The sequence below is a fragment of the Bradyrhizobium sp. JR3.5 genome, assembly GCF_054057015.1.
Window position 1 is genome coordinate 2,341,662 of record NZ_JBSRYV010000002.1, and the last position, 24,422, is coordinate 2,366,083.

Consider the following 24,422-nt stretch of genomic DNA (forward strand, 5'->3'; position numbering starts at 1 on the left):
ACACCATATCGCGCGGAACGACATCTGCAAACCGCGCCAAAGCCTCAGGCGCAGGTCCTCACGTATATGCGTTCAGGCCCTTCTGCAGACTGGTCCACTGCGCGTCGTCATGACCGCAGATGATCTTGACGCCGGATGCCTCGAGCCTGGCGATCTCGTCGAGCGAGTTCAGGAACTGGTCGACGTCGAGGCTGTTCCTCGGTGAGGTCCGCTGATCGAGATTGGCGCGCACGCTGAGTGCGTCGGACGCGAGCAGATATTCGCCGCTCTGATCCAGCTTGACCAGCGCGCCGGTCGTTCCCTTCGAATGTCCCGGCAGCGGGACCAGCGTCAGTTTGCCATCGCCGAACACATCCATCTGCCGGTCGAAGATCTCCATTTTCAGCGGATGATCCCAATCCGCCTTGATGTATCCGCGATCGAACGCGTTATCCGCATTCGCGGCCTCGACCTCGAGGGCGTGAACGAATATCGTCGCCCTCTCGAAGAAGGCGTTGCAGCCGCAATGATCGGTGTGCAGGTGAGAGCAGATCACCACGTCGATATCGTCGGGGCCAAGGCCAACCGCCTTCAAGCTCGTCAGCACATGATCGTCCGCCGGCATGATCGGCTGCATGTATTTGGCGAGCGTTCCGAGCCGCCCTTCTGGATCGGTCGCGACGTCGGGATGGCATCCGGTGTCGAACAGCACATTGCCCTGCGTATGCCGCAACAGCACGCAGGCGACCGGCAGATCGATCATCTCGCCGCGCACGGCGTCAGGCAGATACGTGCGCTTGGACATCCGCAGACGTCCGCCCGACAGCATATGCATCTTCATCTCGTTACCTCCCGATTTGACTTCAAACTACATATGAGTTTTTTAAAAACTCATAATCAATTTGACAGCACATTACCCAGCCTTATAGCTTCCGCGCAACGCCGCGATCGCGGCAGCGCGCTCAACGAAGCAGCTCTCTATGGACCGGCATCGTTGACATCGACCTGCGGCCGCCAGAGGGAAGCTTTGTCACGATGTACACCGTGTTCAGCGTGTTCGCTGCGACTGCAGATGCGGCGGCGTTCAAACCCTTCCTCTGCATTCCCGCGCGTCCCGACCGCGGCTATTTTCCCGATGGCGTCGAATTGTCCTATGGCGACATTGCGCGGCAGGTCTGCGCATTGCGCGAACAATACCGCGCATCGGGCTTCGGCCATGGACACCGTGCCTGTCTGTTGCTGGAGAACCGGCCCGATTTCATCGTGCATTGGCTGGCGCTCAACAGCCTTGGCGTCTCGATCGTTCCGATCAACCCGGCCTATCGCGCGGCGGAAATCGAGTATTTGATCGCACATGCCGAGCCCGACCTGATCGTCACGCTGCACGACCAGAAGGAATTGCAGAAGGCACTGGCCGGCGCGGTGCCCGTGCTTGAAGTATCCGGCGACGATCTCGGCGCGAGCGTGAGGCAGATTCCACTTGCTCGGCGGCCACCACCGCGCACCTGCGAGCCCGGAAGCGAGACCGAGGCGGCGCTGCTCTACACGTCGGGCACGACGGCGCGTCCGAAGGGCTGCATCCTGACCAACGAATACGTGGTCTCGACCGGCCGCTGGTACGTCAGCCACGGCGGCGAGGCGACGTATCATGCCGGAACGGAGCGCCTCTACAGCCCGCTGCCGCTGTTCCACATGGCCGGCCTGACGCTGACCCCGATCGCGATGATGCTGACCGGCGGCTGCCTGATCCTGCCGGAGCGCTTCAACGCGAAATTGGCCTGGCGCGACATCGTCTCCTGCCGCGCAACCGTGCTGCACTATCTCGGCGTGATCGTCGCGGCCCTGCTCGCCCAGCCGGAGACGCCGGACGAGCAGGCCCATGCGCTCCGCTTCTCGATGGGCGTCGGCGCCAATCCCGAGCAGCGCGCGCGAGCCCGCGAGCGCTTCGGCATCCCGTTCGTCGAGGGCTGGGGCATGACGGAGACCGGACGCAGTCCGTTCAACACGGTCGAGCCGCGCCATCTCGAGACCAACACGATCGGCCACAGCGTGCCCGGCCTCGAAATGACCATCCTCGATGCCGACGACAACGCTGTGCCGCCGGGCACGGTCGGTGAACTCTGCGTGCGTCATTCCGAAGCGACGCCACGGCGCGGCTTCTTCTCGGGCTATCTGAAAGACCCCGAGGCCACCGAGCAGGCCTGGCGCGGCGGCTGGTTTCACACCGGCGACAGCGCCTGGCAGCACGAGGACGGTGCCTTCGTGTTCGTCGACCGGTTGAAGCACCTCGTGCGGCGCGCCGGGGAAAACATCTCAGCCGCGCAGATCGAGGCCGTGCTCACGACGTCGCCTCTGGTCAAACAGGCGGCAGTCGTTGCCGCGCGCGATCCGATCCGCGACGAAGAGGTTGCGGCCTTCATCGTCGTCAACGACGGCGCTGCCGCTTCGCGCGCGCTCGCGCAGGAGATCTTCCATTTCTGCCGCGAGCGCCTGGCGCCATTCAAGCTGCCGGCATGGATCGCCTTCGTCGGCGAGCTGCCGCTGACCTCGACCAACAAGATCCAGAAGCACACGCTGCTCGGCGCGGACCGGGACCCGCAGGCGCATCCTGACATGATCGACCTGCGGCAAGAAAAGACCAACGCCATACGGCAATCGAACTAGAGGAAACCAGGGACAATGACATCGAGTTACGGATGGCTCGCCGCGAGCGCTGCATTGCTGATGGCCACCTTCGCAGCCACTCCATCCCGCGCGCAGATCTCCGACGACATGGTGAAGATCGGCGTGCTGACCGATCAGGCCGGCCTCTATGCCGACGCTGCCGGTCCCGGAGCGGTCGAAGCGGTCCGGATGGCGATCGCGGATTTCGGCGGCAAGGTGTTGGGCAAGCCGATCACGATGGTCGATGCCGACCACCAGAACAAGGCCGACATCGGCGCCGGCATCGCGCGGCGCTGGTATGAGCAGGAGAATGTCGACGTCATCGTCGATTTCGCCAATTCCGCCGTCGCCTTCGCCGTGCTCGAACTCACCAAGCAGAAGAACAAGGCGATGCTGGTGTCGTCGGCCGGCTCCTCCGATCTGACCGGAAAGGGCTGCTCGGCCAATTCGGTTCAGTGGACCTACAACACCTATGCGCTCGCCAACAGCACGGTTCGGGCGCTGGCCAAGGAAGGCGCAAAGAGCTGGTACTTCGTCACGGTCGACTACGCTTTCGGGCACGCCCTGCGCAACGATGCAGCCAAGACCGTGGAGAAGGTCGGCGGCAGCATCGCCGGCGAGGTGCGGCATCCGCTCAACAGCATGGATTTCTCGTCCTATCTGCTGCAGGCCCAGAGCTCGAAGGCGGACGTGATCGCCTTCGCCAACACCGGCGGTGATCTCGCCAATTCGATTCGGCAGGCGCAGGAATTCGGGATGGCGCAAAAGCAGAAGATGGCAGCCTTCCTGATGCAGACCAGCGACATTCACGCGATCGGCTTGCAGGCGGCCCAGGGGCTGCAGCTCGCGACCGCGTTCTATTGGGATCTCGACGACAAGACCCGCGACTTCGCCGCGCGCTTCATGGCCAAGACCAACAAGCGGCCGACCATGGTGCAGGCCGGTCTCTACTCGGCGGTCATGAACTATCTCAAGGCAATCGAGAAGTCCGGCACCGACGACGGCCCCAAGGTGATCGCGCAGATGAAGGACATGCCGATCGACGACTTCTTTGCCCGCAACGCATTCCTGCGCGCGGATGGCCAGCTGATCCACGACATGTATCTCGTGCAGGTGAAATCGCCGGCGGAATCCCAGGGCGCCTGGGATTACGAGAAACTGGTTCAGGTGATCCCGGGCAAGGAGGCATTTGCGACGCCCGAGGAGAGCGCATGCCCGCTGCTCAAGAAATGATTGCCCGCACGAATCCGCAAATCACAAGCAAGGCTGGACATCGCATGACCGAACTGCCGCTGCTCTTTACCCCGCTGCAACTCCGCGACCTCGAACTGAAGAACCGGATCATGGTCTCGCCGATGGCGACCTATTCGGCGCAGGACGGACGCGCCACCGATTGGCACACCGCCCATATCGGCAAGCTCGCCGCCGGCGGCGCCGGTCTCGTGTTCGTCGAGCAGAGCTCGGTGAACGTCCAGGGACGCATCACCCATGGATGCCTCGGCATCTGGGATGATACGCACATCGCGGATCATGCCGCCCTCGCCGCGCTGATCCACAGCTTCAACGCCAAGGCCGCGATCCAGATCGCACATGGCGGCCGGAAGGGCTCGGCGCAGCGGCCGTGGGAAGGCGGCAATCCGCTCGGCGAGGCCGATATCAAGGCGCGTGGCGAAGGCCCGTGGCAGATCGCGGCCTCGAGCGGCATTCCGTTCGACGACGGCTGGCCGGCACCGCAGATGATGACGTCGGAGCAGATCGATACCCTGGTCGACGACTACCGCCAGGCGTTTCGCCGCGCCAGGGCCGCCGGTTACGACGTCATCGAGCTGCACTGCGCGCACGGCTATCTGATGCACTCGTTCCTGTCGCCGCTCGCCAACAACCGCAACGACGAGTATGGCGGGTCGCGCGAAAATCGCATGCGCCTGCCGCTGCGGATCGCTGCGATCATGCGCGAGGAATGGCCTGATCACCTGCCAGCCTTCGTCCGCATCTCGTCGGTCGACGGCGTCGACATCGGCTGGTCGATCGAGGACTCCATCGCATTTGCCACCGAGCTGAAGGCGATCGGGATCGACATGGTGGACTGCTCATCGGGCGGCATGAAGCTGCCGCGCGGCAACTCGCTGGTGTCGCGCACCCCGGGCTTCCAGGTGCCGTTCGCCGAGCGCATCCAGAAGGAGGCCGGCATGCCGACGGTCGCCGTCGGGCTGATCCGCGAACCGGATTACGCGGAAACCATCTTGCGGGACGGCAAGGCGACGCTTATTGCACTCGGCCGCGAACTGCTGTGGAATCCGAACTGGCCCGCGCAGACGGCGCTGGCGCTCGGATGCGATCCGGAGTGGACGAGCTGGCCCGAGCAATATGGCTGGTGGCTGAAGCGGCGGGTGGCACAGCAGGGACGATAGCGATGCCGGTGGCGAAGAAAGATGCAGCGAACGCCGGCGCGGCCGCCGGCCCGCGGTCTTTCGACGGCCCCGATTTCCCCGGCGATACCTCGCGCGACCTGCCGAAGATGGACAATGCGGTCAAGTCGGCGCGGAGGGTGTTCGACGTGCTCGAATTCTTCGAGGAGCACCAGCGCGCAGCTTCCGCCATCGAGGTCGCAGCCGCGCTCAAATTCCCGCAGTCCAGCACCTCGGCGCTGATGCGGACGATGACCGCGTTCGGCTATCTGCATTACGACACCAGCCGCCGCACCTATATCCCGACGCCGCGGATCTCGATGCTGGGGCACTGGCTGAGCCCGGCGCTGTTCACGCGGGGGCGCCTGATCAATTTGATGAACGAACTCTCCGAGAAAACCGGGGAGACCATCATGCTCGCGGTGCGCAACGGGCTCAGCGCGCAATATGTCCATATCGTTCAGGCCAGACTGCCGATGCGGCTCTATGTCAAGGCCGGAACGCTGCGGCCGCTGGCGCGATCCGCATCGGGTTACGCGCTGCTGTCGGCCTATCCGGACAAGGAGGTCCGCCGCCTGGTGCGCCTGATCAACGCCAACGAGCCGCGACCCGATCGGCAGATCGACATCAAGGCCTTGCTGCTGGAGCTGAAGAAGGTCCGCGCCAAGGGGCATGCCTTCTCGCTCGGCCTGGTCACGCCGGGCGCGGGCGCCGTTGCCATGAACCTGCCGCCATCAGCGGAATCGAACGAGCCGCTGGTGCTGTGCGTGGCCGGACTGAACGACGCGCTGGTCACCCAGGAGACCGAGTTCGTCGACCTGATGCGGAAGGCGATCGAGTTTCATCTGGCGGACTGAACTTATGTCGCCGGTCAATTTGCTGCCGCGCGTGGCATACAAACCGAGGCGGTCGAAAGTTCACTATGCGGAATTCATGCATCGGGTCCGGCTTCATGCCATCCGCGCAAGTGGCCCTGCGGGCAACGCTTGTCACGGCTATGGCTTTTCCGCATCATTGAGCGCAAGACAACATCGCAAGCAGGGCCAGCCGAACGGCGAGCCCCAAGCCAATCAACACGAGGAACGCTGTGGCGGAGAGTGAGAACATCGTCGCCGAGACCGCGGAAAAGATTTTCGCCGATCTCGCGGATGCCCAAACCATCAATCACGATAAGCACGGCGCATGGAAGGCACCGCTGTGGCAGGCGCTGACCGAAGCCGGCCTGCCGCTCTCCTGGGTGCCCGATGATCTCGGCGGTTCCGGCGCCAGTCTCGCGGAAGGTTTCAGCGTCCTCAACGTCGCCGGACGGCACGCGATCGCTGTTCCGCTGGCCGAAACAATGCTGGCGGGCTGGCTGCTGACGCAAGGCAAGATCACCTCCCCGGAAGGCGAGATGACCGTGCTGCCGGCAAGCCCGAAGGACCGCGTCACGGTTGGCGGCGACGGCTCGCTCTCCGGCCGTGCCCGCGGCGTGCCGTTCGCGAAAGACGCAAAACATTTCGCCGTGCTGGCTGATGGCAATGGCGGCATCTCGATCGCGCTGGTCGACGCCGCGAAGTGCCGGATCGAATCCGGCATCGGGCTTGGCGGCGACCACAACGACACCGTCACGCTCGACAAGGTGCAGCCGGTCACGACCAGGCCGGCGCCGAAGGGCTTTGGCCAGGGCACGCTGATGCTGATGGGCGGCGTGGTGCGGTCGCTCCAGATCGCAGGCGCCCTGGAATCGATGCTCGACATTTCCGTGCGCTATTCCAACGAGCGCGTCGCCTTCGAGAAGAAGATCTCCAAGTTCCAGGCGGTGCAGCACAACCTCGCCCGTCTCGCCGGCGAGTCCGCCGCGGCGCTGGCTGCCGCGACTTCCGCGGCTGACAGCATCGCGAGCGCGGCATCGCTCGACAATGACGCGGTGTTCCTTGAAGCCGCCTCGGCAAAAATCCGTTGCTCGGAAGCGGCCGAGAAAGGCAGCGGCATCGCCCACCAGGCGCATGGCGCGATCGGCTTCACCATCGAGCACATCCTGCACCGCTACTCGCTGCGCGCCTTGGCATGGCGCGACGATTTCGGCTCGGAGAGCTACTGGGCGGTGGAGCTCGGCAAGCTCGTCGCCGAGCGTGGCGCCGATAAATTGTGGCCGCTGGTGGCTTCGCGCTGAGATCAGGACAGAGACATCATGACCGCAGCCCTTCGTTTCGATCCGATCCGCCTGCCGGAAAAATGCGAGCAGCTCCGCAAGGAAGTGCGCGCCTTCCTCGCCGAGGAAATCGCCGCCGGCACCTTCGATCCCCACGCGCCGAACCGCGAGGACAATGACGCGCCGGAATTCTCCCGCCGCGTCGGCGCCAAGGGCTGGCTCGGCATGACCTGGCCGAAGAAATATGGTGGCCAGGAGCGCTCGTTCCTCGAACGCTATGTCGTGACCGAGGAGATGCGGGTGGCGAACGCGCCGACCCGGCGCTTCTTCGTTGCCGACCGCCAGAGCGGGCCGGTGCTTCTGAAATACGCGCCCGAACACATCAAGATGGACATCCTGCCGCGCATCTGCCGCGGCGAGGTCTGCTTCGCGATCGGCATGAGCGAGCCGAACTCCGGCTCCGACCTGTTCGCGGCAAAGACCCGCGCCACCAAGACCGATGGCGGCTATCTGATCAACGGCACCAAGATCTGGACCTCGTCGGCGCACATCGCCGACTACATGATCGCGATCTTCCGGACCTCGCCGCCGACCAAGGAAAACCGCCGCCACGGCCTGACCCAGTTCCTGGTCAAGATGAAGCAGCCGGGCATCCAGGTGAATCCGATCGGCCAGATCACCGGCCAGTTCGAGTTCAACGAGGTGGTGTTCACCGATTACTTCGTGCCCGACGATCACGTGCTGGGCGAGGTCGACGGCGCCTGGAAGCAGGCAACATCCGAGCTCGCCTATGAACGCTCCGGCCCCGAGCGCTTCCTAGAGACCTATTACGTGCTCACCGAGCTCGTGCGTGCGGTCGGCAAGAACCCGGACACCCGCAGCGCCGAGGGTATCGGCCGCCTGGTGGCGCAGGTTCACACGATGCGCCGCATGTCGGTGTCGGTCGCGGGCATGCTGCAGGCCGGCAAGGAGCCGGTGGTGGAGGCCTCCATCGTCAAGGACATCGGCACGGTGTGGGAGCAGCAGCTGCCGCATCGCGTCCGCGATCTAGCGGCGTTCGTCGAAGAGACCGCGACCAATCGCGAGACGCTGGAAAAGCAGCTCGATTTCGCCATCAAGACCGCGCCCAAGCTGACGATTCAGGGCGGCACCACCGAAGTGCTGCGCGGCATCATCGCCCGCGGGCTTGGTTTGCGCTGACCGTCAATGGGACCGATGATCTCACCGCAAGCTCTTGCACCTCTCCCATCGGGAGAGGTCGGCGCACGGCGCCGGGTGAGGGATCACGGTCCCTCGATAGAGCACAGCCCCTCACCCGATTTGCTGGCGCAAATCGACCTCTCTCCTTGGGAGAGGTGACTCGCTTTCGCGCCGAGAGATTGAAGCCCTTACTGGAGACAACAGATGACCAAGTATACTGATATCGGCGTCGAAACCCATGGCCATGTCGGCCTGATCGAAATTCGCAAGCCGCCGCTGAACTTCTTCGACGTCGCGCTGATCAACCAGATCGCCGACGCGCTGGAGGAGTTCGACAACAACATCGAGATCCGCGCCTCGGTGCTCGCAGCCCAGGGCAAGGCGTTCTGCGCCGGCGCCAATTTCGGCGACCCGGCCCGCCAGGAGCAGGAGGAGCGGTCCAAGAGCGATCCGGCTTCCAACCTGCCGATCAACCATCTCTATGTTCAGGCGGTGCGCATCTTCCGCAACAAGAAGCCGATCGTCGCGGCGATCCACGGCGCCGCGATCGGCGGCGGCCTTGGCCTTGCGGTCTCCGCCGACTTCCGTGTCGCCTGCCCCGAGGCGCGCTTCGCGGCGAACTTTACAAAACTCGGTTTCCATCCGGGTTTCGGCCTGACCACCACGCTTCCCGAACTGATCGGCAAGAACAATGCGGAGCTGATGTTCTACACCAGCCGCCGCGTCACCGGCGAGGAAGCCTATCGCTGGGGCCTCGCCAACGTGCTGGTGCCGCAGGACCAGGTGCGGGCCGAGGCGATGAAGCTCGCGCAGGAGATCGCCGAATGCTCGCCGCTCGGACTGGTCTCGACCCGCGCCACGATGCGCGCCGGCCTCGCCGACCGCGTGCTCGCCGCAAACCAACCATGAGCTGGCCGAACAGACCAAGCTGCGCGCCACCGAGGACTTCAAGGAAGGCGTCAAGGCCACCGCCGAGCGCCGCGTCGCCAACTTCAAGGGGCGGTGAGGGCCGCGCGCCGCTCTCTCCACGGGTCGTCCCGGCGAAGGCAGGGACCCATAACCACCGGTGCGAGTGACGTGACGAGCCGTCTCCCCTTGTGCCCTTTCCGCGGGCCGCGGCGTATGGGTCCCGGGTCAAGCCCGGGACGACGTTGGGGAGATGGCTCGCTATCCCCTCGGCACCACCAGCGCATCGACGATCGTGACGCCCTGCCCCTCCGGATGCACGAGCACGGGATTGACCTCGATCTCGGCGATCTCGTTTCGGTGCTGCGCCGCCAGCACTGAAATCTGCGAGATCAACCGCGCGAGCGCGGCGACATCCGCTTTCGGCGCACCACGGAAGCCGTGCAGCAGCGGCGCGGCCTTCAGCGTCTCCAGCATCGTGGTCGCCTCAGCCTGGGCTCACCGGCGCCGGACGATAGATCACATCCTTGAACAGCTCGGTCGTGATGCCGCCGAGCCCCACCATCACCAGCGGCCCGAACGTGGCATCTAGTATGGTGCCGACGATGATCTCAACGCCCTTCTTCGCCATCGGCCCGACCAGCACGCCCTGGATCGCAGCATCCGGCCGCGCCTTCTGCACCGTCTCCAGCATGTCGCGATAGGCGATGAACGCCGCGCCCTTGGCGGCGATGTTGATGCGGACGCCGCCGACCTCGCTCTTGTGCGCGATGTCAGGCGACTGGATCTTCATGACAAGTGGAAATCCGGCCCGCTCGATCGCCGCGTCGAGCCCGTCGCGATCGATCACCAGCACCTCGTCCGGCAACGCGACGCCGGCGGCGCGCAGCAGCGACTTGCTGTCATGTTCGGAGAGTGTCTTCGCTGTGAGATGCGCAGAGAGATCGCGCATCTGCGAGTCAGATGCCGCGACCTCCGGTGCGGGCCTGAACGCTGCATAGTCCGCCAGCCGCCGCATCGCGACGCCGACATGGGTCAGCCCCGAGAGCACCACCACGCCCGACTTCGCCAGCTCCTGCCGCGCGAAGTGCGACGGCAGCGTGTAGGAATAGAACACCACCGGCTTGTTCTGCCTTGAGATCACCGGCTTCAGCTCGGCCTCCTTGAACGGCATCCGCGTCTCGCTCGACAGCGACAGCACGACCAAGGTCGCATCGACCTCGTCGGAGGCGTCGAACAGCTCGATGCTCTTCTGCAGGCCGCCGGAGGAGACGCCCTGCGCGGTGACGTCGACCGGGTTGCCCGCCGCGCCATAGGACGGCATCCATTGCTTGATCTGGCTCTGGATCGCGGCCGAAAGCTCCGGCACGCGCAGGCCCTGCATCGACACGGTATCGGCGCCCCAGATGCCGGCGCCGCCGGACACCGTCAGCACCGCGACGCGATCGCCCTTCGGCAGCGGATTGGTGGCGAACACGGCAGCAATGGTCACAGGCCTAGCCTCGTCGAGGTCGTTGGAGACGATGAAGCCGTACTTTGCGAACACCGCGTCATAGGCCGCGGACCAGCCCGCCATGCTCGCGGTGTGTGAGGCCGCCGCGCGTTCGCCGGCGCCGGAACGGCCCACTTTAGTTACGATGACAGGCTTCCTGAGCTCTGCCGCGCGCTTCGCTGCAAGCAGGAACTTGTCGACGTCGCGGATGCCTTCGATGAACAGCAGGATCACGTCGGTCGAGGGATCCTGCACCATGTAATCGAGGAATTCGCCGGCGCCGAGATCGCTCTCATTGCCGGCGCTCACGACATAGCTGAGCGCGACACCAAGCGCCTTGGCGCGATGATAGATCGCAAAGCCGATGCCGCCGCTCTGCGCGACGATGCCGATCCGCCGCTGGCTCGCAGCCAGAACGGGCGCATCCGGCTTGACGTCGACGGTCGGGCTGAAGGTCGCGGCGACCTTCTGCACCTGGCTGTAGAATCCTTCCGCGTTCGGGCCACTGATCCGCATGCCCGTTCGCTTCGCCAGCGCCGCGATCGCGTCCTGCATCGCTGCGCTGTCGCCGCCCTCCTCGGCAAAGCCGGACGAGATGATGACCGCGTTCTTGACGCCGACTGCCGCGCACTGCTCCAGCGCCGGCAGCACCGCGCGCGCCGGAATGACGATGACGGCGAGGTCGATCGGCGCGCCGATGTCGGCGATCGACTTGAAGCACTTCAAGCCGTCGATCTCGTCATAGTTCGGATTGATCGGATAGAGCCCGCCCGGATAGCCGTTCTTGCGCAGCATCGCGAGCAGCCGCCCGGGAATCTTCTCGTGATCGCGCGAGGCGCCGATCAGCGCGATGCTCTTTGGGGCGAAGAAGGTTTCGAGCGGATGCGGCATGGGGCGTTCCATTGTTCTTGTTGTCAGCCACGATATTGGATAGCGGCCACTCGCTCAATCTTTCCCGTCATCCTGAGGAGCGCGTCGCGCGTCTCGAAGGATGAACGGCCCGGTCGGTGGCCGTGCATCCTTCGAGGCTCGCTTCGCTCGCACCTCAGGATGACGGGGTTGGCGCTGCGTAGCCCGGATGGAGCGCAGCGCAATCCGGGGGCGGTCCAACCGCGGACGGAGTGGCCCCGGATTTCGTTTCGCTGCATCCGGGCTACAGATCAGTCCGTCAGCTTGAACATCACGCCGCAAAGCTGGAACTCATCGCCATCAACCGCGCAGCCCCTGGCTTTCGCGACCTCCAGCACCTTGGCCTTGTCGACGACCTTGAAGGTCAAGCCGCTCATGATCTCGCTATCGCCCTTGACGAAGCGGAAGCTAGTGTTCGGCAGCTTCACCACGGTGCCGTCGGCGGGAACGCCGACGATCCTGCTCCAATGCGCCGCCAACCCCTCGGGCTCGGGGCTCTGCATCTCGACCTCGGTGAGCGCCAGGGTCGTGTCCTTGCGGATCGACTTCTGCCAGTCCGGGCCGGCCGGCGGGTATGGCCCGAGAATGTCGTCGCTGCCGTCCGTGTGATTGAACTCGATGAAGGCGGCGCGGCAGTCGCGCGGGTGCAGCTGCACGCCGTGATAGGGCGCGTGCGTGATCACGTTGGCGGCGCGCACGCCGATCGCATTGGCCTTGGCGCCGCGCGCGTCGGGATCTTCGCAGCAGAAGATCGCCATGTAGCCGCCGCGACCGCCGGTCTTTTCCATGAAGCGGCCGGCCGCGGTGCCCGGACCCGGCTGGAACGGCGCGACCACCTCGAGCAGGATGGTATCGACCGGCAGCAGCGCGTTCTCGAGGCCGTATTTGGCGACGTTGCCGTCGCGGTAGCAGACATCGAGGCCCATGATCGCGGAAATGTCCGCGATCACGGGCGCAAGCTGCGGCGCCACCAGGCAGATCTGCCGCAGCCGCATGTATTCGGCCATGGAATTGGTCACGGCTTACTGCCCCTGGAAGGTAGGCTTGCGCTTCTCGACGAACGCCTTGGCCGCTTCCTTGTGGTCGGTGGTCTCGCCGGCACGGGTGTGGTGGATCGCCTCACCGTCGAAGCAGGCTTCGAGTGTCATGGTTTCGGCATTGTTGATGTTGCGCTTGATGTAGCCGAGCGCCACCGACGGTCCCTGCGCCAGCGAGCGCGCCAACTCCAGCGTCTCGGCCTCGATATCGGCATCAGGCACCACCTTGGAGACCATGCCGAGGTTATAGGCTTCCTGTGCCGACAGCACCGGCGACATCAGATAGAGCTCGCGCGCCTTGGCGCTGCCGAGCATCTTGGTCAGGAAATAGGTGCCGCCGTAGTCGCCGGAGAAGCCGACTTTGGCAAACGCGGTGGTGATCTTGCAGGAGGCGCTGGCGACGCGCAGATCGCAGGACAGCGCGATCGAGAGGCCTGCGCCGGCCGCCGCGCCGTCGAGCTGCGCCACCACCGGCTTCGGCATCTGATGCAGGATACGCGAGACCTCCATGCCGCGGCGTAGGTTGGCCATCTTGGCCTCGAACGGCAGCGGCGCGCGGCCTTCCGCCATCGACTTGACGTCGCCGCCGACGCAGAAAGTGCCTCCGGCGCCGCGGATCAGCACGGCACGCACCTCAGTATCGTCCTGCGCACGCCGCGCCGCCTCAACGAGGCCGCGCGTCATGTCGGGATTGAGCGCATTGCGCCGATCCGGCCGGTTCATGGTGATGGTGAGCAGGCCCTTGTCGAGGGATTGGAGAACCATCTGATTATCGCTCATGGCGTTTGGCCTTTCGTTGTTTTGGTTGTTTCCCCACCGTCATTGCGAGCGAAGCGAAGCAATCCATGCCTCAATCCTGGGAGAGATGGATTGCTTCGTCGCTATTGCTCCTCGCAATGACGGCCGAACATTGTCACTTCTTCACCATCGGGCAGCGCGACTCCGACAACGGCTGGAACGCCTGGTCGCCGGGCACGGTCGCGAGCAGCTTGTAGTCGTCCCAGCGGCCTTTCGACTCCGAAGGCTTCTTGACCTCGAACAAATACATGTCGTGCACCATGCGGCCGTCCTCGCGAATCCGGCCGTTCTTGGCAAACATGTCGTTGATCGGGGTCTCCTTCATCACCTTCATGACAGCGGCCGCATCGGTGGTGCCGGCGGCCTTCACCGCTTTCAGGTAATGCATCACAGAGGAATAGACGCCGGCCTGGGCCGAGGTCGGCACCCGCTTGGTGCGCTCCATGAAGCGCTTGGTGAAGGCGCGGGTGTCGTCATTGAGGTCCCAATAAAACGCTTCCGCGAGCAGCAGCCCCTGCGCGGTCTCAAGCCCGACGCTGTCGATATCGGTCACGAAGGCCAGCAGCGGCGAGATCTTCTGGCCGCCCTTGGTGATGCCGAACTCGGCGCCCTGCTTGATCGCGTTGATGGTGTCGCCGCCGGCATTGGCAAGCCCGATCACCTTGGCCTTGGAGGCCTGCGCCTGCAGCAGGAAGGAAGAGAAGTCCGAGGTATTGATCGGGTGCCGCACGCTGCCGAGCACCTTGCCGCCCGACTTCACCACGACATTGCTGGTGTCCTTTTCGAGGTCCTGGCCGAACGCATAGTCCGCGGTCAGGAAGAACCAGGTGTCGAGCCCGGATTTCACCGCGGCAAGGCCCGTCACATTGGCCTGCGCGAAGGTGTCGAACACGTAGTGCACGGTGTAGGGGCCGCAGGCCTCGTTGGAGAGGCGGATCGAGCCCGGGCCGTTGAACATGATGATCTTGCCGCGGGCCTTGGCGATCTCGCCGGCGGCGAGCGCCGTCGCGGACGCCGCGACGTCGAAAATCATCTCGACGCCCTGGTTATCGATCATGTCGCGGGCGATATTGGCGGCAAGGTCGGCCTTGTTGAGATGGTCGCCGACCACGATCTCGACCTTGCGGCCGAGCACCGTGCCGCCAAAATCCTCCACCGCCATCTTGGCGGCGGTCTCGCTGCCCGAACCGGTGATGTCGGCATAGAGGCTCGACATATCGAGGATGCCGCCGAGCTTCAGCGGAGGCTTGTCCTGCGCCAGCGACGCATTCGCCGAGATCGCAAACACACAGGCCAACACGCCGGCCAAAACCCGTCTCATTCAAACCCTCCCCTTGAGATGCGGACCTCATTCCATCAGGTCCGTTTCGAGGGCCGGATCATGCCGCATGCCATGCACAGCGGCAAGCCGCGGAGCTGACACGTGTTTTCCGCTGAACGGAATGGTCAAGATGTGCGAAGATCGAGCCATGCAGATTCAATCGATGAAGATTCTGTCGACGCTAGCCCGTCTTATTCATGATTGCCGGGCGGGGCAGCTGGAACATTTCCGGTCGGGGTGAAGGCGCGCGCGAACGCTTCGGCTTTTTCGCCGCTTTTCGACCCGACTTCGTGAACGCGTTGGAGGACGGCAGCGGGGTGACCGGGGGCTCATGCCCCGCGCGTCAGGGTGCTTGCGGGACCAGAGCGTTTGCCAAGCCGCGGAACAGGTCGGCGTCGGGGCACGCCGCAGCGAAGGCAAGACGGACGCGGGTGGCGGTCTCGATGACGCGGGCTGCGATCTTGAGAAGCCTGAGCCTGATCGTGTTGAACTCGGCCGTTGCCAGATCGCGCGGCTTTGGGATGGCATCGCGCACGGCGAGGATGAGCCAATAGGCGGCGGTGTGGAAGACGAGGCGGACCTGGTTGGCGAGCGCCGAGCGGCAACTGGTGCGATCGGAGGCGAGCTGGGTCTTGTGCAGCTTGATCAGGTTCTCGGCCTGTCCGCGAGCGCAATAGAGGCTGTCATAGATCCACTCAGCCGAGCCGATATCCAGGCTGGTGACGACGTAGCGGACGTCGAGCCCTTGTTGGGTTGCCTCGATGCGGGCGACGACGCGGCGCTCACGATGCCAGGAGCCGGCCGCGTGGCGGGTCTCGGTGTAGCCGCGAACCACGATCTTGTTCTCGATCGCACGTTCGGTTCGAAATGCATCACAGACCTCGTCGACCTTTCTGGCGAGCGGCTTCGTGCCGGCTAGAGCATGTTGTTTTTTGCCGGAATCGGGATTCCCAGAAGGGACAATTTCTGATTCAAACTCCATGCTGGAACGGGGGCCAGCATGGATGACGCGACCCTATTCGGAAGATCTTCGTGAACTCGCTCTGGCGCGGGCTGACGCGGGCGAGACCGTGCGTTCGATTGCAGAAGCGCTTCAGATCAGTCCTTCCTGTGTGACAAAGTGGAAGAATCTGCGGCGGGAGACCGGAGGCGTTTCTCCCGGCAAGATCGGCGGTCACAAGAAGCCGGTTCTGTCCGGCACCAATGCCGACTGGCTGCGCAAACGCATTCGCTCCGGCCCATTCACTTTGCGGAAGCTGACGCAGGAACTGGCTGCGCGCGGGATCAAGACCGACGTGCGGGCAGTGTGGACGTTCGTCCATGCCGAAGGGCTGAGCTTCAAAAAAAACGATCCTGCCGGCCGAACAAGATCGTCCCGATATCGCCCGTAAACGGACGCGCTGGAAGACCCATCAGGGCAGGATCGACGCCTCGCGCCTGGTCTTTATCGACGAGACCTGGATCAAAACCAACATGGCGCCGCTGCGAGGCTGGGGACCGAGTGGGCAACGTCTCCAGGCGTCTGCGCCTTTCGGCCATTGGAAGACCATGACCTTCATCGCGGCGCTGCGCCACGACCGGATCAGCGCGCCATGGGTCATCGACGGCCCCATCAATGGCGAGCTCTTCACCCTCTATGTCGAGCAGGTGCTGGCGCCGACCCTCGCAAAGGGTGAACTCGTCATTCTCGACAATCTCGGCAGTCACAAGGGCAAGGCGGCGCGCAACGCCATCCGCGCCACAGGAGCCCATCTGCTCTTCCTGCCGCCCTATAGCCCCGACCTCAATCCGATCGAGCAGGTCTTCGCCAAGCTCAAACACCTGATGCGAGCCGCGCAGCCGCGTGATGTCGAAGCGACTTGGCGCAAGGTCGGCGAACTCCTCGACGTCTTCTCCAAGGAGGAGTGCGCCAACTATCTCAAAAATTCAGGGTACGTTTCCGTATAAACACATCATGCTCTAGCGCGAAGATGTAATCGACGCCGTTTTGCTCGCAAAAAGTCATCGCCTCGGGGCCGGCGTAATGGCTGTCGCCGCGGAAGGTGATACGCGTATCGGGCCAGCGCCGGCGAATGCGCCGAACCAGGCGGCGCAGGTGTGCCCGCACCTCGCGGCCGCTCGGCGTCTTGCCGGGGCGCAGGATGACCGCAACAGGCCGGCTGTGCTCGGTGTCGTAGACGTGGATCGGCAGGAAGCAGTGTTCATCATAATGGGCGTTGAACAGCGAGAGTTGCTGACGGCCATGCACCACGTCGACCGTGTCGTCGATGTCGAGCGTGATTGCGCTCGGCGCTCGCGCGTAGCTGTCCATCCATAGGTCAACCAGCACAGAGCTCAGCCGGATCACCTCGCGCAGGTGTGGTGCATTCTCCAGGCGCGATAGGGTCGGCTGCGAACACAGATCCCGGCCAGTGTCCGGCAGTCGGCCGCAAGCCAGCTTGAACGCCGGATCGCCGCGTAAACGATCGAGATCATTGCCATCCTCGTAGCCACACGCGATGGCGAAGATGCGGGCGCGGATCATATCCGCAAGGCTGTGCACGATGCGTCCCGGATCGCGCCGCTCGGGGAATACGCAGGACAACTTCGCGGCCAAGCCGAGGCGCCGGTCCGCCATGGCCAGAAGCATGACGCCGCCATCCGACGTCAGCTTGCCGCCGTCGAACGAGGCTGTGATCTTCTTGCGGGAAACGGCTGGAAATGAGAACGGCAGACTCGTATCGTCGGTCATGGCGAGTGTGGCGGCCCGGATGCGCGGAGGGTGGGTGTCAGCAACCGAATCCTACGCCATCTCAGCGGCTTACGCCACGCTCGCCAGCCTCTCAACAAGCCGCTGATGAATAAGACGGGCTAGCTCGCAGCACCCTCCTCGCGTGCACGACACTGCTTGCTTGCGGCGCAAGTCACGCGGCTGGATGCAATTTCGAGATTCAGGGCGAAGGTGGTCGCGTCGCCGCTGTGGTCGATGCACGCAGCCTGCGGCTGGACGACGGCCGCGAGGTCAAGCTCGCCGGCATCGAGGTGCCGGACCGGGCGAAGGCCACCACAGTACTGTCGGCGCTGCTGGTCGGACGCGAGGTGACGCTGCGCGGACAGGACGACACGCCGGACCGCTACGGCCGGCAGCCGGCTTACGCATTCCTCGATGGCCAAGAGATGCCTGTACAAAGCGAGCTGCTGCGCCAGGGCCTCGCGCTGGTGTCGTCCGAGATCGCCGACAGGGACTGTGTCAGCACGCTGATGGTGGCGGAGGCCGAGGCGCGGGCCGCCCGATCGGGAACCTGGGCCGAGTCCACGGTCATAAAAAACGCCGAAAGTCCGGACGATATTTTGGCCGGGATCGGGCGCTTTACCGTCGTCGAGGGCAGGGTTTTGTCCGTGCGTCAGGCGGGGGCGACGACCTACCTGAATTTCGGCCGAAACTGGACACGGGACTTTGCTCTGACTATTTCAAGGCGCATAGTCCCTGCGTTTGAGGCGGCCGGGCTTGCGCCCAAGTCTCTGGAAAATCGTAGGATTCGAGTACGAGGCTGGGTGGAAGCACGACGTGGGCCGCGAATCGAATTGCTCCGGGTGGGGCAGATTGAAGTACTCGGCGGGAACTAGGGGCCCACAGGCCACGGCCTGGCCGATTACGGGACAGTTTGTGGGTTTTTGACGTGATTGAGCGCGCTGGACGGCGTGAAGATGGAACTGGCCGCCGGCTTTCGGCTGCGCTGGCGCTCGTCTGCGCGGCCCTGACGCTGTCGGCCTGCGGCAATGTCGGCCGCTTCGAGCAGGTCGCGCCGACCGCGGCGGCGGCGCCGGTGAAGCCGAACCGCGTGGTGCAGCAGACGCCCAACAGCGAGCGCGAGCATGAGCGCATCCTGTCGTCCTATGGCGGCGCCTATGACGACCCGAAGCTCGAGGCGCTGATCGGCAAGACCGTCGACCGGCTGGTCGCCGCGTCCGAACGGCCCGACCAGGCCTACAAGGTCACGATCCTCAATTCCGGCGCGGTGAACGCCTTCGCGCTGCCGACCGGCCAGCTCTATGTCACGCGCGGCCTGATCGCGCTCGCCAGCGACACCTCCGAGCTCTCCTCGGTGCTGAGCCACGAGATGGCGCATGTGCTGGCCAAGCATGCCGCGATGCGCGAGGACCAGGCGCGCCAGGCGGCGGTGGTGACGCGCGTCGTCACCGACATGAGCACCGACCCAGATCTCACGGCGCTGGCGCTCGCCAAGACCAAGCTGACGATGGCGAGCTTCTCGCGACAGCAGGAGTTCGAGGCCGACGGCATCGGCGTCGGGATCGCCGCGCGCGCGCATTTCGATCCCTACGGCGCGGCACGCTTCCTGACCGCGATGGAGCGCAATGCCGCGCTCAAGATCGGCAAGACCGCGCTCGATCCGCGCGCTCAGGACTTCACCTCGTCGCATCCGGCAACGCCGGAGCGCATCTCCAATGCGCAGACCACCGCGCGGCAATACTCATCGCCCGAGAGCAACGAGCGCGACCGCGAGACCTATCTCGCCGCGATCGACAACATCGTCTATGGCGAGGATCCCAGCGAAGGTTTTGTGCGCGGCCGCCGCTTCCTGCATCCCAAACTCGGCTTCACCTTCACCGCGCCCGACAATTTCACGCTCGACAACACCGCGCAGGCGGTGATCGGCGTGCGCGAGGGCGGCAGCCAGGCGATGCGCTTCGACGTGGTGCGGGTGCCGGCCGAGCAGTCGCTCGGCGACTACCTGAATTCCGGCTGGATGGAAGGCGTCGAGAAGTCCTCGACCGAGGACCTCAACATCAACGGCTTTCCGGCGGCATCGGCCACCGCGCATGGCGACCAGTGGCAGTTCAAGGTCTACGCGCTGCGCTTCGGTAGCGACGTCTACCGCTTCATCTTCGCCGCCAAGCAGAAATCCACCGAGAGCGAGCGCAACGCGCGCGAGACCGTCAACTCGTTCCGCCGCCTGACCCTCGACGAGATCCAGTCCGCGCGCCCGCTGCGCATCAAGGTCATCAACGTGCAGCCCGGCGACACCGTGGAATCGCTGTCGCATCGCATGGCCGGCGTCGATCATCCGGCGGAGCGCTTCCGCGTGCTCAACGGCCTCGACGCCCACGCCCAGGTGAAGCCGCGCGACCGCGTCAAGATCGTAGTGGATTGAGGCTGCACGCACCCTCACCACCGTCGTCCCGGCGAACGCCGGGGACCCGGACCCATAGCCACCGCTACCGATTGATGGAAAAAGCTGGGGCCGCAGCGCGCCCTGACAACATCTTCCTGTGGTGATGGGTCCCTGCTTCCGCAGGGACGACGTAGAGAGAGAACGCCCTACTTCGCCTTCTCCTTGAGGAAGGCAATGATGTCGGCGCGATCCTTCGGATCCTGAACCTCGTAGAACATCTTGGTGCCCGGAACCATCGCGTCGGGACCGGTGAGCCATTTGTCGAGATTGGCCTCGGTCCACACGATCTTCGAGTCCTTCAGCGCCGGCGAGTAATTGTAGCCCGAGACCGAGCCGGCAAGGCGGCCCACCACCCCCTTGTGCATCGGACCGACGTCGTTCTTCTCGATCGAATGGCAATCGCCGCAGCCCTGGTACAGCGTGGCGCCGCGCGCCGGATCACCCGCCGCGCGGGCGCTGTTGACGGCGAGCAAGATCGCGATAGCCGCCATCGCGGCGATTTTGGCCTGCCGCGGCGCTAGCACGCCTGCGATCGAACGAATGGTCATTCCGGGGGGTCTCCTGTTTGCCACCACAACAGGAGCCGCCAGGCTGCCATTCTATTCCCCGAAATTCCCCGGCCCGTAATTGCGCTGGACGCCGGCCGCATCGATCGCCGACAATCGCACTTCTTGTTGAAGTTTTTTTCGCCCGCGAGGAATATCCGCGTCATCGGCCGATCTCTATTCAAGCTGCCACCTCCGCAGCGGCGCCGGGTTTTTGGAGCATCCCCAGTGTTTCACAATCGGTTCGGCGCCGTCGCTCGACTTGCCGAACTCGGGTGCGTGCTTGCTGCGCTCACCCTCGCAGCAGCCACCGCCGCGCGCGCGGACGGTTGTCCCAAGCCGAGCGACGAAATTGCGACCGACCGGCCCGACGTCACCAATTCGAGTATCGTCGTGCCGGTCGGGAGCCTGCAGAGCGAAAACGGCATCAACCTGACCGGCCGCAACAGTGGCCGCAGCATCGACGGCAGCAACAGCCGCTGGCGGCTCGGCATTGCGCCCTGCCTCGAGGTCCTGATCGACCTGCCGAGCTATACCGGCACGATGAGATCGCCGGGTGCCTCGGGCTTCTCCGACGTCGCGCCCGGACTCAAATGGCAGATCAGCCCGGTGCCGGGAAAGGTCGACCTGTCGATCACCGCCGGCGTCGCGCTGCCGACCGGCGCAGCCGCCATCGCCGGGCGCGGCGCGCAGCCCTACATCCAGCTGCCATGGTCATGGGAGCTGCATGACGGCTGGGGCGTCAGCGGCATGTTCACGGAATTCTTCCGCCCCGCCGAGCTGACCGGCCAGCACATGTCGGAAACGACATTCGTGATCGAGAAGAAATTGACCGAGCGGATCAGCGTGTTCACCGAATATGTCGGCGACTATCCCGATGGCGCGCGGCCGACCCAGCTGATCAATTCCGGCGGCCTGTACCGGCTCACACCGACCCAGCAGCTCGATCTCCATTTCGCGTTCGGGCTCAACCGCAATTCGCCGAACTACATCGTCGGTCTCGGCTATTCGTTCCGCGTCGACGGGCTGTTTCGCTAAGCGAAGCTCGGTAGCCCGGATAGAGCGCAGCGCAATCCGGGGCAGGATTATCCGCGGTGAGAGCGGTCCCGGATTTCGCTTCGCTGCATCCGGGCTACAGGACTAATTGACTTCCGCTTCGCGCAGGCCGCTCAGCCAAAGCGCGAGCAGCGTCCACACGGCGCCCGATAACAGATACGCGCCGGCCGAGATCAGGCCGAAATGCGTCGCCAGCAGCAGCGCGGCGAGCGGCGCAAAGCCGGCGCCGAACAGCCAGGCGAAATCCGAGGTCAGCGCCGAGGCGGTGTAGCGATAGGTCCGCGCGAAGTTCGAGGCGATCGCGCCGGACGACTGGCCGAACGACAGCCCGAGCAGCACGAAGCCGAGCACCATGTAGATCGTCTCGCCGAACGCACCGGCATCGAGCAGCTGCGGGGCAAAGCCGCTGTAGACCGCGATCGCGACCGCGGAGCCCAGCAGCAGCGGCTTGCGGCCGACGCGGTCGGCGATCATGCCGGAGGCGATGATCGCGACGACGCCGACCATGGCGCCGATCATCTCGATGATCAGGAAGCGCACCGGGCTTTCCCTGGTGAACAGGAACACCCAGGACAGCGGAAACACCGTGACCATGTGGAACAGCGCAAAGCTCGCCAGCGGCGCAAAGGCGCCGAGCAGGATGTTGCGGCCCTCCTGCGCCACGGTCTCGCGCCGACGCGCGCCGGCTCGAGGTCGCGGCTTTCGAACAGCTCGGAATATTCATCCGTCGCCACCATGCGCAGCCGCGCGAACAGCGCCACCACGTTGATGGCGAAGGCGACGAAGAACGGATAGCGCCAGCCCCAATCGAAGAAATCATCCGCCGAGAGGTTGCCGGCGAAGAACGCGAACAGCGCGCTCGCCACGATCAGGCCGAGCGGCGCGCCGAGCTGCGGCACCATCGCGTACCAGCCGCGGCGATTCGCCGGCGAGTTCATCGCGAGCAGCGAGGCGAGGCCGTCCCACGCGCCGCCCCAGGCAATGCCCTGCAGGACGCGCGCGGCGGCGAGCAGCCAGATCGCCGCGACGCCGATCGTGTCGTAGCCGGGCAGGAAGGCGAGCGCGACCGTGGCGGTGCCGAGCAGGAACAGCGCGATCACGAGCTTGGCGCCCTTGCCGTGGCGGCGGTCGACCGCCATGAAGATAACGGTGCCGAGCGGCCGCGCGGCAGAAGGCCAGCGCGAAGATCCCGAATGAACAGAGCGTGCCGGTCAGTTCATTGACGAACGGGAATACCAGCTTCGGGAACACGATCACCGAGGCGATCGCGTAGACGAAGAAGTCGAAGAATTCCGACGTGCGCCCGATGATGACGCCGATGGCGATTTCGCCAGGTTTCGCCTGCCCGTGACCTGACGCGGTCGGGGTGCCGTGAGCCATTGCTGGGGCCTGTGCCATCGCCGGAGAACCGTCCTTTGGAGCCTGATCCGGAAAAGTGGAAACCGGTTTTCCGAACAGATCATGCTCAGCCTAGAGATGAGGCCACGGGCAGCCTTGCCACGCGGTCCACCTCACCTTCTGATCTCCTATCCCGCAGTGCAACATTGGACAAATTGTCCAATGTCAACTTTGCTGCATCGCAGCTACCCCTTGGCGGAACTCATAAAATTCAAGTGGGGTGAGCCGTGCGCGCCTTGAAATTATTGGCCTTATTGCCGTTCGCGGCGCTCCTTGGCGGGTGCGATTTCGTCGTCCTGGCCCCTGCCGGCGACGTCGCCGTCCAGCAGCGCGACCTCGTCGTGATCTCCACCGTCCTGATGCTCATCATCGTGCTTCCGGTGATGGCGCTGACCATCTTCTTCGCCTGGCGCTACCGCCAGTCCAATACCGCAGCCCCCTATGAGCCGGAGTGGGATCACTCCACCCAGCTCGAGCTCGTGATCTGGTCGGCGCCGCTTCTGATCATCATTTGCCTCGGTGCGCTGACCTGGATGGGCACGCATCTGCTCGATCCCTACCGCTCGCTCGGCCGCATCGCCGCCGACAAGCCGATCGAGAGCAAGGACGCCCCGCTCAATGTCGAGGTGGTCGCGCTCGACTGGAAGTGGCTGTTCATCTACCCGGACTATGGCGTCGCCGCCGTCAACGAGCTCGCAGCCCCGGTCGACCGCCCGATCCGCTTCCGCATCACGGCCTCCTCCGTGATGAATTCGTTCTACATCCCCGCCCTCGCCGGCCAGATCTACGCGATGCCCGGCATGGAGACCAAGCTGCACGCGGTCTCCAACAAGGAAGGCACGTACAGAGGCTTCTCCGCCAATTACAGCGGCGCCGGCTTCTCCGGCATGCACTTCGAGTTCAAGAGCCTCTCGACGGCCGATTTCGACAAGTGGATCGGCACCGCCAGGGCCAGCGGCAACATGCTCGGCCGCACCGACTATCTGCAGCTCGAGCGTCCGAGCCAGAACGATCCGGTCCGTCTCTATCGCTCGGTCGATCGCGATCTCTACAAGGCGATCCTCAACATGTGCGTCGAGCCCGGCAAGATGTGCATGAGCGAGATGATGGCGATCGACGCCAAGGGCGGCCTCGGCCGCGAAGGCCTCAACAACACGCTGCCGCTCACTTACGACAAATACGCCCGCCGCGGCGCGCCGCTCGGCGCCTCACCGACTTTCGTCGCCGGCATCTGCGCGATGGACGAGATCAAGGACGCGCCGTCGCGGGACGTTCTCGCGCCGCTCGACCTGACGCCGCTGCGTGGCGTCGGGCTGAAGCGCCCGCCGTTCTCTCCCGCTCATCCGTCATCGACATCCTTGCTGCTCGGCCAGCGCCCAAAATCAGACTCCTGAGGAGCGC

General features: G+C 64.6%; 20 protein-coding genes and 3 pseudogenes. 12 read left to right on the forward strand and 11 right to left on the reverse strand.

Features of this window, described 5'->3' with window-relative positions; translation table 11 throughout:
• Positions 1 to 58 precede the first annotated feature (58 nt).
• The gene (locus ACVWW1_RS28115) at positions 59 to 820 is read right to left on the reverse strand and encodes an N-acyl homoserine lactonase family protein (protein WP_456658162.1); all 762 of its coding nucleotides are present in this window, start codon (positions 818 to 820) and stop codon (positions 59 to 61) included.
• A gap of 194 nt (positions 821 to 1,014) precedes the next feature.
• On the opposite strand from ACVWW1_RS28115, the gene ACVWW1_RS28120 reads away from it, so the two are divergent.
• From ACVWW1_RS28120 to ACVWW1_RS28150, 7 genes and pseudogenes are all read left to right on the forward strand, one after another.
• Positions 1,015 to 2,643, forward strand: a complete 1,629-nt coding sequence (locus ACVWW1_RS28120) for an AMP-binding protein (RefSeq protein ID WP_456658163.1) — start codon at positions 1,015 to 1,017, stop codon at positions 2,641 to 2,643.
• Positions 2,644 to 2,658: 15 nt separating this feature from the next.
• Positions 2,659 to 3,876, forward strand: coding sequence for an ABC transporter substrate-binding protein (locus ACVWW1_RS28125; RefSeq protein WP_456658164.1), 1,218 nt, complete (start codon positions 2,659 to 2,661; stop codon positions 3,874 to 3,876).
• A 44-nt stretch (positions 3,877 to 3,920) separates the two neighbouring features.
• Positions 3,921 to 5,054: an NADH:flavin oxidoreductase/NADH oxidase gene (locus ACVWW1_RS28130; RefSeq protein ID WP_456658165.1), complete on the forward strand. Its 1,134-nt coding sequence runs from the start codon at positions 3,921 to 3,923 to the stop codon at positions 5,052 to 5,054.
• A 2-nt stretch (positions 5,055 to 5,056) separates the two neighbouring features.
• A complete protein-coding gene (locus ACVWW1_RS28135) occupies positions 5,057 to 5,908 on the forward strand; it encodes an IclR family transcriptional regulator (RefSeq protein ID WP_456658166.1) in 852 nt (283 codons plus the stop codon).
• A 230-nt stretch (positions 5,909 to 6,138) separates the two neighbouring features.
• On the forward strand, positions 6,139 to 7,206 hold the full coding sequence (locus tag ACVWW1_RS28140; protein ID WP_456658167.1) for an acyl-CoA dehydrogenase family protein: 1,068 nt from the start codon (positions 6,139 to 6,141) through the stop codon (positions 7,204 to 7,206).
• Positions 7,207 to 7,224: 18 nt separating this feature from the next.
• Entirely contained in the window at positions 7,225 to 8,385 is a 1,161-nt protein-coding gene (locus tag ACVWW1_RS28145; RefSeq protein WP_018269158.1) for an acyl-CoA dehydrogenase family protein, read from the forward strand.
• A 204-nt stretch (positions 8,386 to 8,589) separates the two neighbouring features.
• A pseudogene (locus ACVWW1_RS28150) lies at positions 8,590 to 9,391 on the forward strand (enoyl-CoA hydratase/isomerase family protein).
• 161 nt (positions 9,392 to 9,552) lie between these two features.
• Here ACVWW1_RS28150 and ACVWW1_RS28155 read toward each other — a convergent pair.
• The 6 genes and pseudogenes from ACVWW1_RS28155 to ACVWW1_RS28180 all read right to left on the reverse strand — a co-directional run.
• A complete protein-coding gene (locus tag ACVWW1_RS28155; RefSeq protein ID WP_456658168.1) occupies positions 9,553 to 9,768 on the reverse strand; it encodes an acetate--CoA ligase family protein in 216 nt (71 codons plus the stop codon).
• A gap of 10 nt (positions 9,769 to 9,778) precedes the next feature.
• The gene (locus ACVWW1_RS28160; protein ID WP_456658169.1) at positions 9,779 to 11,674 is read right to left on the reverse strand and encodes an acetate--CoA ligase family protein; all 1,896 of its coding nucleotides are present in this window, start codon (positions 11,672 to 11,674) and stop codon (positions 9,779 to 9,781) included.
• A 269-nt stretch (positions 11,675 to 11,943) separates the two neighbouring features.
• Positions 11,944 to 12,699: a hypothetical protein gene (locus tag ACVWW1_RS28165; RefSeq protein ID WP_456660692.1), complete on the reverse strand. Its 756-nt coding sequence runs from the start codon at positions 12,697 to 12,699 to the stop codon at positions 11,944 to 11,946.
• 15 nt (positions 12,700 to 12,714) lie between these two features.
• Positions 12,715 to 13,509 carry an enoyl-CoA hydratase gene (locus ACVWW1_RS28170; protein ID WP_207834593.1) on the reverse strand — a complete coding sequence of 265 codons (795 nt, stop codon included), beginning with the start codon at positions 13,507 to 13,509 and terminating at the stop codon, positions 12,715 to 12,717.
• A 133-nt stretch (positions 13,510 to 13,642) separates the two neighbouring features.
• Positions 13,643 to 14,848 carry an ABC transporter substrate-binding protein gene (locus ACVWW1_RS28175; protein WP_456658170.1) on the reverse strand — a complete coding sequence of 402 codons (1,206 nt, stop codon included), beginning with the start codon at positions 14,846 to 14,848 and terminating at the stop codon, positions 13,643 to 13,645.
• 343 nt (positions 14,849 to 15,191) lie between these two features.
• Positions 15,192 to 15,767: pseudogene (locus ACVWW1_RS28180) on the reverse strand (transposase); the annotation flags it as partial.
• Between the two features lie 85 nt (positions 15,768 to 15,852).
• Here ACVWW1_RS28180 and ACVWW1_RS28185 point away from each other — a divergent pair.
• A protein-coding gene (locus ACVWW1_RS28185) for an IS630 family transposase (protein ID WP_456655323.1) occupies positions 15,853 to 16,795 on the forward strand; the annotation gives its coding sequence in 2 pieces (ribosomal slippage) (positions 15,853 to 16,188 and positions 16,190 to 16,795; 942 coding nt in all).
• Between the two features lie 13 nt (positions 16,796 to 16,808).
• Here the strand turns inward: ACVWW1_RS28185 and ACVWW1_RS28190 are convergent.
• Positions 16,809 to 17,579: pseudogene (locus ACVWW1_RS28190) on the reverse strand (IS1380 family transposase); the annotation flags it as partial.
• A 152-nt stretch (positions 17,580 to 17,731) separates the two neighbouring features.
• Here ACVWW1_RS28190 and ACVWW1_RS28195 point away from each other — a divergent pair.
• Both ACVWW1_RS28195 and ACVWW1_RS28200 read left to right on the forward strand, forming a co-directional pair.
• Complete coding sequence (locus ACVWW1_RS28195; protein ID WP_456660693.1) at positions 17,732 to 18,454, forward strand: thermonuclease family protein; 723 nt, start codon at positions 17,732 to 17,734, stop codon at positions 18,452 to 18,454.
• 53 nt (positions 18,455 to 18,507) lie between these two features.
• Positions 18,508 to 20,001, forward strand: a complete 1,494-nt coding sequence (locus ACVWW1_RS28200) for a M48 family metalloprotease (protein ID WP_456658171.1) — start codon at positions 18,508 to 18,510, stop codon at positions 19,999 to 20,001.
• Between the two features lie 167 nt (positions 20,002 to 20,168).
• Here the strand turns inward: ACVWW1_RS28200 and ACVWW1_RS28205 are convergent, their stop codons facing one another.
• Positions 20,169 to 20,570: a c-type cytochrome gene (locus tag ACVWW1_RS28205; protein WP_456658172.1), complete on the reverse strand. Its 402-nt coding sequence runs from the start codon at positions 20,568 to 20,570 to the stop codon at positions 20,169 to 20,171.
• 225 nt (positions 20,571 to 20,795) lie between these two features.
• Here ACVWW1_RS28205 and ACVWW1_RS28210 point away from each other — a divergent pair, with 225 nt between their 5' ends.
• Positions 20,796 to 21,605, forward strand: coding sequence for a transporter (locus ACVWW1_RS28210; RefSeq protein WP_456658173.1), 810 nt, complete (start codon positions 20,796 to 20,798; stop codon positions 21,603 to 21,605).
• Between the two features lie 102 nt (positions 21,606 to 21,707).
• Here ACVWW1_RS28210 and ACVWW1_RS28215 read toward each other — a convergent pair whose 3' ends face one another.
• Positions 21,708 to 22,217, reverse strand: coding sequence for a hypothetical protein (locus ACVWW1_RS28215; protein ID WP_456658174.1), 510 nt, complete (start codon positions 22,215 to 22,217; stop codon positions 21,708 to 21,710).
• A complete protein-coding gene (locus tag ACVWW1_RS28220; protein ID WP_456658175.1) occupies positions 22,151 to 22,762 on the reverse strand; it encodes an MFS transporter in 612 nt (203 codons plus the stop codon). The genes ACVWW1_RS28215 and ACVWW1_RS28220 overlap by 67 nt, the downstream gene beginning before the upstream one ends.
• A 486-nt stretch (positions 22,763 to 23,248) precedes the next feature.
• Between ACVWW1_RS28220 and cyoA the strand changes: the two genes are divergently transcribed.
• Positions 23,249 to 24,415, forward strand: a complete 1,167-nt coding sequence (gene cyoA, locus ACVWW1_RS28225; protein WP_456658176.1) for a ubiquinol oxidase subunit II — start codon at positions 23,249 to 23,251, stop codon at positions 24,413 to 24,415.
• The last annotated feature ends 7 nt before the right edge of the window (positions 24,416 to 24,422 follow it).

What these genes read in the sequence shown, in the direction of transcription:
- ACVWW1_RS28130 (WP_456658165.1), top strand. Translation starts at nt 3,921, where the DNA reads ATGACCGAACTGCCGCTGCTCTTTACCCCGCTGCAACTCCGCGACCTC.
- ACVWW1_RS28155 (WP_456658168.1), bottom strand. Translation starts at nt 9,768, where the DNA reads ATGCTGGAGACGCTGAAGGCCGCGCCGCTGCTGCACGGCTTCCGTGGT.
- ACVWW1_RS28120 (WP_456658163.1), top strand. Translation starts at nt 1,015, where the DNA reads ATGTACACCGTGTTCAGCGTGTTCGCTGCGACTGCAGATGCGGCGGCG.
- ACVWW1_RS28145 (WP_018269158.1), top strand. Translation starts at nt 7,225, where the DNA reads ATGACCGCAGCCCTTCGTTTCGATCCGATCCGCCTGCCGGAAAAATGC.
- ACVWW1_RS28220 (WP_456658175.1), bottom strand. Translation starts at nt 22,762, where the DNA reads ATGGCGGTCGACCGCCGCCACGGCAAGGGCGCCAAGCTCGTGATCGCG.
- ACVWW1_RS28175 (WP_456658170.1), bottom strand. Translation starts at nt 14,848, where the DNA reads ATGAGACGGGTTTTGGCCGGCGTGTTGGCCTGTGTGTTTGCGATCTCG.
- ACVWW1_RS28205 (WP_456658172.1), bottom strand. Translation starts at nt 20,570, where the DNA reads ATGACCATTCGTTCGATCGCAGGCGTGCTAGCGCCGCGGCAGGCCAAA.
- ACVWW1_RS28170 (WP_207834593.1), bottom strand. Translation starts at nt 13,509, where the DNA reads ATGAGCGATAATCAGATGGTTCTCCAATCCCTCGACAAGGGCCTGCTC.
- ACVWW1_RS28125 (WP_456658164.1), top strand. Translation starts at nt 2,659, where the DNA reads ATGACATCGAGTTACGGATGGCTCGCCGCGAGCGCTGCATTGCTGATG.
- ACVWW1_RS28160 (WP_456658169.1), bottom strand. Translation starts at nt 11,674, where the DNA reads ATGCCGCATCCGCTCGAAACCTTCTTCGCCCCAAAGAGCATCGCGCTG.
- ACVWW1_RS28135 (WP_456658166.1), top strand. Translation starts at nt 5,057, where the DNA reads ATGCCGGTGGCGAAGAAAGATGCAGCGAACGCCGGCGCGGCCGCCGGC.
- ACVWW1_RS28215 (WP_456658174.1), bottom strand. Translation starts at nt 22,217, where the DNA reads ATGGTCACGGTGTTTCCGCTGTCCTGGGTGTTCCTGTTCACCAGGGAA.
- ACVWW1_RS28165 (WP_456660692.1), bottom strand. Translation starts at nt 12,699, where the DNA reads ATGGCCGAATACATGCGGCTGCGGCAGATCTGCCTGGTGGCGCCGCAG.
- ACVWW1_RS28115 (WP_456658162.1), bottom strand. Translation starts at nt 820, where the DNA reads ATGAAGATGCATATGCTGTCGGGCGGACGTCTGCGGATGTCCAAGCGC.